The 2,703-nt window shown below is 68.0% G+C and carries 3 protein-coding genes; all 3 read right to left on the reverse strand.

What is annotated here, in order from left to right:
- The coding region (rpsB, locus tag BN11_RS24000; protein WP_048699044.1) for a 30S ribosomal protein S2 at positions 1-766 on the reverse strand (766 nt) is incomplete at its 3' end.
- Positions 767-1,453: 687 nt separating this feature from the next.
- The gene (locus tag BN11_RS15135) at positions 1,454-2,257 is read right to left on the reverse strand and encodes a deoxyribonuclease IV (protein WP_048699048.1); all 804 of its coding nucleotides are present in this window, start codon (positions 2,255-2,257) and stop codon (positions 1,454-1,456) included.
- Positions 2,258-2,353: 96 nt separating this feature from the next.
- A partial coding sequence (locus tag BN11_RS15140) for a M23 family metallopeptidase (RefSeq protein ID WP_048699052.1) occupies positions 2,354-2,703 on the reverse strand: 350 nt, incomplete at its 5' end.

A 2,703-nucleotide genomic window follows, 5' to 3' on the forward strand; every position in this document is an offset into this window, starting at 1 on the left:
GTTCGCGCTCCCACTCGGCAAGCGGCTCCTCGGCGGGAGCGCCGGCCACTTCGGCACCGGCGTTGGCGCGAGCCTGGCTGCGCTGGATGAGCCCGTCGGCGACGGCGTCGGCGATCACGCGGGTCAGCAGGGTGACCGAGCGGATGGCGTCGTCATTGCCGGGGATCTTGTAGTCGACCTCGTCGGGGTCGCAGTTGGTGTCGAGGATCGCGATGACGGGCAGGCCGAGCTTGCGCGCCTCGTCGACGGCGAGGTGCTCCTTCTTGGTGTCGACGACCCAGACGGCCGAGGGCACCTTGGACATCTCGCGCATGCCGCCGAGGGTCTTCTCGAGCTTGTCCTTCTCGCGGGAGAGGATGAGCAGTTCCTTCTTGGTGTAGCCGGAGCCGGCCACCTCACCGAAGTTGATCTGCTCGAGCTCCTTCAGGCGCGCCAAGCGCTTGGAGATCGTGTTGAAGTTGGTCAGCATGCCACCGAGCCAGCGGTGGTTGACATAGGGCATCCCGACCCGGGTCGCCTGCTCCGCGATGGCCTCCTGGGCCTGCTTCTTGGTGCCGACGAACAGGATCGAGCCACCGTGCGCGACGGTCTCGCGGACGAACTCGTAGGCGGTGTTGATATAGGTCACCGACTGCTGCAGGTCGATGATGTAGATGCCGTTGCGCTCGGTCATGATGAAGCGCTTCATCTTGGGGTTCCAGCGACGGGTCTGGTGCCCGAAGTGGACGCCGCTCTCCAGGAGCTGGCGCATGGTGACGACGGCCATGCCGTTGTCCTCCTCGAATAGAAGTAACAGTTCCGTCGGCCACGTGCGACTCCTGCGGGAGCCACATGCAGCCTGCCTGGTGCCTGCGTACGCACCCCGCATCGCGCTCGCGCGCGAGGACTGTGGTGGTGCGCCCCGGGATCGGACGAGATCGTCACCCGGCGAGAAGACACGCGAATTCGACCAGCACAGGGCTGGCCGTGGCCCTAGCTTACGCGCGCGAGCGGCGGGGGTCGAATCGCGATCCGCTTTCGGCAGCCGTGGGCAGGGCGGTCAGGCGGGAAGTTGTGCGGCGCGTAGCCTCGGGGGCGTTCGAAGGATCTAGAGTTAACGCATGCTCAAGTGGACATGCAACATCATTGGTCACGTGTGGCGCGCCTACGACGGGCCGGGCGCGAAGTGCCGCCGCTGCGGCAAGGAAGACGCCACCAAGACCCCCAAGTAAACCAAGACCCCCAAGTAATAAGGGCCTGGCTTCTCGAAGGCCTGGGCTCTCGAAGGCCCGGCGGTGCGGCGCCCTGCGCTTCCCCGCCGGGCTTTCGTGCCCTCCGGCCGGCCCTGCGTGCCTTCAGCCGGTCTTTCGGGCATTCAGGTGGGACACCTCGCGACAGCGGCCTGACCGGCGACGCGACAGCGGCCTGACCGGCGACGCGACAGCGCGTGGCCCGCGACGCGGCCTCAACCAGGTCAGAGCCGTTCGCGCAACCAGGCGAAGTCCGCGAGGTGCTGCTCGGCACCGCCTGGTGTCTCGCAGATGACCGGGGCACCCGCAGCCCGCACGATGTCGACGAAACCGGCCTGGTCGATGTGCCCGGAACCGAAATTGGCGTGCCGGTCGGCACCGGAGTCGAAGCCGTCGCGGCTGTCATTGGCGTGAACCAAGTCGATGCGGCCGGTGATGCCGAGGATCTTTTCCACGGCCGTGCCGAGTTCGATCCCGCCGGCCCAGGCGTGGCAGGTGTCGAGACAGAACCCGACGCGGTCGGCGCCCTCGGCCGCGGCGATCGCGTCCCAGACCTGGGCGATCCGGTCGAGGTGGCGTGCCATGGCGTTGTCGCCACCGGCGGTGTTCTCGAGCAGCAGCGGGACCTTGATATCGGTGGCCTCGACCGCCTTGCGCCAATTGTCGAAACCGACGGTCGGATCGGCACCCTTGTCGACATGTCCCCCATGGACGATCAGCCCCTTGGCGCCGATCTCGGCGGCCGCATCCATGTGCTGTTGCAGCAGCTTGCGGCTGGGGATCCGGATGCGGTTGTTGGTCGTCGCGACATTGACGATGTAGGGCGCATGGACATAAAGGTCGACTCCGGCGGCTTCCGCGTCCGCCCGCAAACCGGCCGCCCCGCCGGCGTAGGCGATCACCGGACCCTTGTAGCTCTGCGGCTCCCCCAGAAAGAACTGCACAACCGTCGTCCCGCGGGATCGCGCTTCGTTGATCGGGTCCTGCTGCGGGACGTGGGCACCGATGGGCATCGTTGTCGCGGCCATACGCCCAGTATCGCCCGACCCACCGACAACGGCCCGCCTGATGTCAGGGGCCCGGCAACGTCAGGGGCCCGGCCGCGTAGGCATCCTGGCCTCGGTTCAGGGGCTCGGCAACAGGATCACCTCCATCGGCTGCAGGAGGAAGAGCGGCTGAACGTAGTCCCACTCCCCCGAACTGCCTTGCCGCAGGGCGCCCAGGTGCAGGCAGGCGAGCGGCGCACAGTGGCTGCCGGTCGAGTCGAGGGTGCCGAGAGCCTGCCCGGTCGCCACCGAGGAGTTGCGCCGGATCAGCGGATCGATCCGCAGCGGCTCGTAGGTCGAGCGGACCCCACCGGGATGCTCGATCGTGACGGTGCCACGGCCGGCGAGCAGCGCCGCGTGGGTGACCACGCCGGCATCCACCGCCAGGACATCCTGCCCCGGCACACCCGCCAGGTCGACACCGCGGT

This window comes from Nostocoides australiense Ben110, from assembly GCF_001050535.1.
Classification (GTDB): Bacteria; Actinomycetota; Actinomycetes; order Actinomycetales; family Dermatophilaceae; genus Nostocoides_A; species Nostocoides_A australiense.

Coding starts and splice junctions, on each gene's coding strand:
- BN11_RS15135 (WP_048699048.1), bottom strand. CDS start 2,257: ATGGCCGCGACAACGATGCCCATCGGTGCCCACGTCCCGCAGCAGGAC.